The sequence below is a fragment of the Luteimonas sp. A501 genome, from assembly GCF_054052085.1.
Window position 1 is genome coordinate 103,577 of the sequence record NZ_JBSVRI010000006.1, and the last position, 7,304, is coordinate 110,880.

A 7,304-nucleotide genomic window follows, 5' to 3' on the forward strand; every position below is an offset into this window, starting at 1 on the left:
GCCCGGGATCACGGCTGCAATCGCGTGGGCTCAGTAGCTGCCGACGAAGTTGATGTACCAGCCCTTGTGGTCGTAGTCGAAGTCGGTCAGGTCGTCGCTGAAGTCGGTGAAGTTGTAGCCGGCACCGATGCGGAAGTTCTGGCCGATGTCGCGGTCCACGCCCAGCATCCAGCCCTGGCGGGTGCCGCCGTCGTCCACGTCGAGCCAGCGGTACTCGGCCAGGCCGTGCCACTTGTGGGTCAGCTCGTAGCGCAGCTGGCCGGCCGCGAAGGTGGTCGCCGAATCGAACCAGTCACCCGTGCCGCGCCCGTAGCGCACCTCGCCTTCGCGACGCGCCAGCTTGGCCGCCGCTTCCCAGCGGTGCCCGAGGCGGTACACGCCCTCCAGCGACAGGACCTGCGTCCTCTGGTCGTAGTCCGCGCCGCCCAACTGGCCCAGCGTGGCCAGGTCGTACAGGTAGGAATAGCGACCGAACAGGCCCCAGCGGCTCTCGTTCCACGGCCGGTAGGCGAAGCCGAAGTTGCCTTCGATGAACTTCGCGCCGGCGGCCGGATTGATCGCGTCGTCGGTGTCGGCATAGTTGAAGCGCGCCGCGATCCGCCAGCTCTCGTTGATCCGGTGCGCCAGGCGGTTGGTGCTCACCCACTGCGTGCGCTGCTCCACGCCGGTGTCCTCGCGCCATTCCAGCTTGCTCTGCCAGTCGGTGCGCTGCGAGGTGTGGCCGCCGAAAACGCTGACCGCGCGCCGGTCGATGTTGCCGCCCTCGCTGTTGGTCAGCTCGCCGTCGGTCAGGGTGAAGCCGAGGTTCCAGCCCTTGACCGGATAGAAATCCATGCCGAAGGTGTGGGCCAGGCCGGACTCGCCGCGCGACTTGAGGAACTGGCTCTCGTTGAACATGTTGGTCTGGTTGGAGATCCTCCAGCGCTGCCCCAGCGTCCAGCCGTTGCGCGCGGCGGGATTGAACAGCGGGTCGTAGTCCGTGCGGTCGGTGGAATAGGTGTAGCTGCCGTAGAAGCTCTGCAGCGGCGACACCCGGTACTCCGCCTCGACGCTGGCGCCTTCGCCACGGTCGCCGGTGGTGGCCTCGGCGCCGACCGTGGACAGGTTGGCGAAGTTGTAGCGGCCACCCAGGGTCAGCGCATCGTTGTCCTCGTACTGGCCGCCGTCGTCGTCCAGGGTCACCTGGCCGATGCCGTACAGGTCCAGCGCGGTGCCGAAGCGATGGGTGTACTTCACCGCACCCAGCATGCCCGCCGCCGTCGCCTGCGCCTGCCGGCGCTCCTCGATGCGGCGCACCTCGGCCGTCAGGGCGTTGTACTCGCCCGGGCGCCATTCCAGGCTGGCCTGCGCCTGGCGCAGCACGTCGCCACCGCGTTCGGCATTGCTGTAGCGGGCGAACACGCTCAGGTCCGGCGAGAACTGGCCCAGCACTTCGGCGCCGTGTTCCTCGATGTCCATGCCGGTGTCGAAGCGCGAGATCGAGTAGCCGGCGTCCACCTGCCGCCACCAGGCGCCTGCGCTCCAGTCGAGCTGCGTCCAGCCCAGCTCCATGAAGTTGGCGCGCGCCTCGACCGAGGTCGCATCGCCTTCGCGCGGGCCGGTCGGGTTGGTCTGCACGAAGCTCATGCCGCCGTTGTCGGAGAAGAACACCGGCGCACTGCTGGCCTCGGTCCGGCTGTGCTCGAGCTTCAGGTAGGTGCCGCGGCCGGCCTGCAGGGTGAGGTCGGCGGCCATCAGGCTGTAGTCCTCGCCGGCGCGGTTCTCGTCGACCCAGGTCAGGCCGACGCCGACGTGGTCGCCGAACCAGTGCTTGCCGCGGACGCCGGCGGTGATGTCGTCCGGGTCGAAGCTTTGCGGCACCCATTCGTAGTCCACCAGCAGCCGCTGCTCGTAGCCGTCCAGCGGCGCGTCGCGGGTGATGGTGGGCATGTTCTGGCGGCTGATCTGCGCCAGCGGACGGGTCAGCAGGAGCCGGCCCTGCAGCTCGTCGATCTCGTAGTCGGCGCCGCGCAGCAGTTCGATGCGCTGCTCGACGCGGCCGGTGGTGCGGTCACGCACTTCCAGCACCACCCGGTCCGAGCCGGGCAGCACGTCGGTATGGCGCAGGTAGTACAGGCTGCCACCGGTACCGGTGAACTCGCTGTGTCCCGGAGCGGTCTGCGCCTCGGAGCCGAACGCGCGCAGCTGCGTCTTCGCATCGCCCCAAGCGTTGTTGTCCATGGAGCGCCACTTCAGCCCGGCGCCGTACAGGGCGCGCGAGTACTGCGCGTACTCGGTCCCGGTGATGCCGGTGTGGAAGTTGCCCCACAGGGCCTCGTTCTTGTCCCAGTCCACGCGCACGTAGAACCGGCCCATGGTGTCGACGTCACGATACGTCGTGGAGTCGTCGCCATAGGTCGGGTAGTACAGGTCCGGATCCAGGCGGCGGAAGATGTCCTGCGGGTCGGCGGTGGTGAAGCCGTCGAAGATGTCGCCGAGCGGACGGTTCTGGGTGTCGGCCTGCGCCGTCACCAGGTACCTGCCGGCCGTCTTGCCCTTGAGATAGAACGCCAGGCGGCCATCGCTGAGGATGTCGTCGTCGCGGCCGGCCAGGGCCAGGTCGCGCCCGGGCCCGCTGGCCCGGTTTTCGTACACGGTGATGTCGGCAAGCGCGACGCCGAAGAAGTAGCGGCCGCTGACCTCGACATCGAGCGGATAGCTCGACGCCTCGGCACCGGCGCCGCCCTCGGACACCGCGATGTCGAACCGGTGCTGGCCAATCGGCATCAGGTACTCGGCGACGAACTTGCGCTCCATGTCCACCGGATAGCTTTCGCCGTTGATCGACAGCGTCTGGCCTTCGGGCACGTTGCGGCCCTGGATGCGCACGCGCGAACCATAGACCGGGATGTTCTGCTGGCGCAGGCCGTTGCCGGCGAACACATCCGCGACCAGCATCTGGTCCTGCGCCTGCTCCGCGCCCAGGCTGGTGCCGAGGCTGCGCTCGGCGCTGCTGCGCACCTGCTGCAGGCCGCGCTCGGCCTCGGCCGGGGTCACCAGCTGCAGCCGGCGCGGATGGGTCTCGTCGAAGCGGCCCTGCGCATCATAGGCGCGAAGCACGTAGACCAGTTCGTCGCCCGCGCGGAACTGGATGGCCGACGGCAGCTCGCCGTCCCACTCGTCCTGCGCGACCGCCATCACCGGCAGCGCGAAGCGCGCGACCGGCGCGACCAGGTCGGCGTCGTTGCCGCGGAACACCATGACCTCGTAGCGCTCGATGAAGTCGGTGTAGTTGCCTCGGGCGAAAAAGCGCACCGGCTTCTGGATGCGACCGTCGGCGAAGGCCACCATCGTCGGAGCAGAGACCGACAGCTCCGGCTGGCCGAGGCTCGGGTCTTCCGTGGCCCAGATCACGCCGCCGCCGGGCAGGCGGATCGAGAAGTTGCCTGCGATGTCGGCGCGCCCCGGTTCTTCCATCGCCAGGGACACGCGGCGGTCGGGCTGCAGCGCGGCCGAGCCCGATTTTCCATCGGTCCCGTCGGTCACCGGCTCGTCGTAGCTGCGCGTGCGCAGGCGGAACAGCAGGCCCTCGTCGCCGGCGCAGCCGGCGGCATCGCAGTCGAACACCGTCGGCGCCGCGTCCACGACTTCCGTCGGCGCGGCGACCGGCGCTGCGTCCTGCGCCATGGCCACCGGCGACAGGCCGGCCAGGATGCCCAGCAGGGCACGGTCAAGCAGTTTCATCTTCATTTTCCGGCTCGTGTTCATCGTGCATCCGTCCCGGTCGGGGCAGCCGGATCACCGCTGGACTCCACTCTCACCCGCTCGCGGACCTCGGGCCGCAGGCGCAGGTGCAAGGCCTCGTAGACCGAGGTCGCCCGGCGCAGGCCAAGCGCCGCGTTGTAGGCATGCGGGCCGCGAACGTCGGTGTGGCCGACGACCACCACCACGCCGCCACCCATCGCATCCAGCCGCGCGGCCACCGCGTCGAGCAGGCCGTCGAACTCCGGCCGGATCGCCGACTTGTCGGTGTCGAACAACACGGTCCCGAGCGTCGCCCCGCCGGCAGTCGCACCCGCGACCAGGGGCGCATGCGGATCGTCTACGCGGGTGCGCATCACGACCTCCAGCCCCTGCTGCGCATCGGCCGACACCAGCGGCTGCAGCGCATCGCGCACCGCACCGGCGCGGGCGAAGGCCAGGGCCTCGCTGTCGCCATCGGCGCTGATCACCACCTCGCCACCGCCATGGGCCTCGATCCGCTCGGCCACCTGCGCGATCATCGGCAGGTAGGCTTCGCGCACCTCGGCGCTGCCGGGGGCGAAGAGCACCGCACCCAGCTCCAGCGAGACCTGCTCGCGACCGCCCGGCAGGACCCGCACCGGCAGCTTCACGCCGAAGTCGAAGCGCACCGGGATGCCCGGGGTGACGCGGCGCACCAGCGGATTGGCCGTGGTGAACCCGGTCCCCGCCGGCAGCGTCGCCGGATCGACCTTCAGGATGAAGTTGCGGCCACGGCCCCAGTCACCGCCATGCACGTCGGCCACGTGGTAACGACCGTACTGATCGGTTTCGATCAGCAGGCCTTCCACCGAGGCGATGCGCACGCCAGGGATACCGCGCTCGTCGATCCCCTGGTTGGAGATGACGTAGGCCACTTCGTAACCGCCTTCGACCGAGGACACGCGGCGCTCGACCGTCGGCGCCGCGGCGTTCAGGCCGCGGGCGGCTTCACCGCTGTGCTCGACGCTGGTCTGTCCGTCCGCCGCCATGCGCACCGTCACACCCTGGTCGCTGGTCAGCACGAAGCCGTCGTTGAACTCCAGCGCGCTCAGGCGCTGGCGGATCACCGTCGTCGGCGCCGGATCTGCTTCCGACGCACGCGCCGCGATGGCGCCCACCTGGATGCCGTGCAGCAGCGGCGAGCTGGCGTCGGCCAGCGGCCTCGGACCGTTGCCGGTGTCGATCGTGGTCGAGTTGGCCACGTAGGCACCCGGCGCGAAACCACCGCTGACCGCCACGCCGCCCAGGTCGGCGCGATCCTGCCAGCCGTCACCGTCGCGGTCGTCGAAGACCGTGCCGAAGATCAGGCTGTCGTCCAGCAGCGGATCGCCGTCAAGCACCACCTCCGCGGTCGCCACGTTGGAGATCGGGTTGCCGCTTTCATTCACGGCCACCGCCTCGTTGACGTGGACGCCAAGGCGCACGCCCGCACCCACCCGCAGCAGGTAGACGATGGTGGCATCCCCACCCGCGGCGATGTCCAGGCCACCGATCCGAAGCGGATGGGGGCCGGGCGCCAGGGTGAAGGCGCCGTCGGCATCACGCACCGACATCGAGCCTTCCACGTAGCTGAAGCCCGCCGGCGGCGTATCGACCAGCACACCGTCGACCAGGTCCACCAGGCCGATGTTCTCCACGGTCACCGTGTAGCGCACCAGGTCACCGACGTTGACCGTGCGGGCCGCGACGCTCTTCACCACGCGCAGCAGCGTCGGATTGCCCACCACATCGATGGTCGCGATCGCGGTGTCGCAGTTGGTCGGATTGGCCGCGTCGCAGATCGTGTACGGGTAGGTATAGGTCCCCGTAGGCGTATCCACGGCGATGGTGATGGAGCCGTCCGGATTCATGGACAGGCCCGGATGCGATGGCTCACCTGGAGTCAGCACGACCTCCGGCACCGTCGCCGGGTCGGGACCCACGGTGTCGTTGCCGAGTACCGGGCGGGTGGTCTCGCCCGCGTCCACGGTGCCCATCGGATCGTCGATCGCCACGATGCGCGGCATCGGCGTCGGCGTTTCCTCGTCGATGTTGTTGTCCGGATTCGGGTCGGTCTCGTTGCCGTCCACGCTGGCCGTGTTGCGGTAGTCGCCCGTGGCGTTCACGGTCACGGTGATCGACAGGGTCGCGATGCCGCCATTGGCCAGGTCGCCGATGGTCCACAGCCCCGTGCCCGCGTCGTAGGCACCGTCACCGGCACTGGACACGAAGCTGTAGCCGCTGGGCAGCGCGTCGGTGGCGACCACGCCGGTGGCATCGGCCGGACCGGCATTGCGCACCGTGAGGGTGAAGACCACGTTGGTCCCGATGATGGGGGTCGCGTTGTCCACGACCTTCTCGATCGACAGGTCGGTTCCGCTCTCGATCTCCACCACGGCCTCGCCAGGCGGCGAGACGATCGGCGTACCGGGCTCGCCCGGACGACCAGGCGGCGTACCCGCTGCGGTCGCCGTGTTGTGCACGGAGCCGGCGTTCACGTCCGCCTGGGTCACGACGTAGGTCGCGGCCGCGGTCACGCTCTCGCCCACCAGCAGCACGCCCTCGGCGCCAGGCCAGGCATACGTCAGGGCGCTCAGGCCAGGCAGCGGGTCGGTGACCGACACGTTGCTCAGCGTCACGTCACCGGTGTTCTCAACCAGGAACTGGTAGCTGATGACATCGCCTTCGGTGTACGGACCCGTCGAAGTCACGGACTTCACCAGCGACAGGCTCGGGTCCTGCGCGATCGGCGTATCGACCGGGCTCGGCGGCGTCGTCACCGGCGGCGGAGTCGGGTTCGACGGCGTCGACGGCGGCGTGCCATCAGCAGTCGCGCTGTTGTGCACGTTGCCGGCGTTGACGTCGGCGGCGGTGACCGTATAGGTCGCCGTCGCGGTCACGCTCTGACCCACCAGCAACACACCATCGGCACCAGGCCAGGCGTAAGCAATCGCGCTCAGGCCAGGCAGCGGGTCGGTGACCGACACGTTGGTCAGCGTCACGTCACCGGTGTTCTCAACCACGAACTGGTAGCTGATGACGTCGCCTTCGGTGTACGGACCCGTCGAGGTCACGGACTTCACCAGCGACAGGCTCGGGTCCTGCGCGATCGGCGTATCGACCGGGCTCGGCGGTGTCGTCACCGGCGGCGGGGTCGGGTTCGACGGCGTCGACGGCGGCGTGCCATCAGCAGTTGCGCTGTTGTGCACGGTGCCGGCATTCACGTCGGCGGCGGTGACCGTATAGGTCGCCGTCGCGGTCACGCTCTCGCCCACCAGCAACACACCATCGGCACCAGGCCAGGCATACGCCAGGGCGCTCAGGCCAGGCAGCGGGTCGGTGACCGACACGTTGGTCAGCGTCACGTCGCCGGTGTTCACCACCAAGAACTGGTAGCTGATCGTGTCGCCTTCGGTGTACGGGCCGGCAGACGTCACCGACTTCACCAGCGACAGGCTCGGGTCCTGCGCGATCGGCGTATCGACCGGGCTCGGCGGTGTCGTCACCGGCGGCGGGGTCGGGTTCGACGGCGTCGACGGCGGCGTGCCATCAGCAGTTGCGCT

Annotated in this window: 2 protein-coding genes; both read right to left on the reverse strand. The window is 69.3% G+C overall.

What is annotated here, in order from left to right:
- Positions 1-30 precede the first annotated feature (30 nt).
- Positions 31-3,723, reverse strand: coding sequence for a hypothetical protein (locus tag ACW7G5_RS14320; protein ID WP_457005606.1), 3,693 nt, complete (start codon positions 3,721-3,723; stop codon positions 31-33).
- Positions 3,724-3,743: 20 nt separating this feature from the next.
- Positions 3,744-7,304 (reverse strand): DUF7507 domain-containing protein (locus ACW7G5_RS14325; protein ID WP_457005608.1); only part of this gene is annotated, 3,561 nt, incomplete at its 5' end.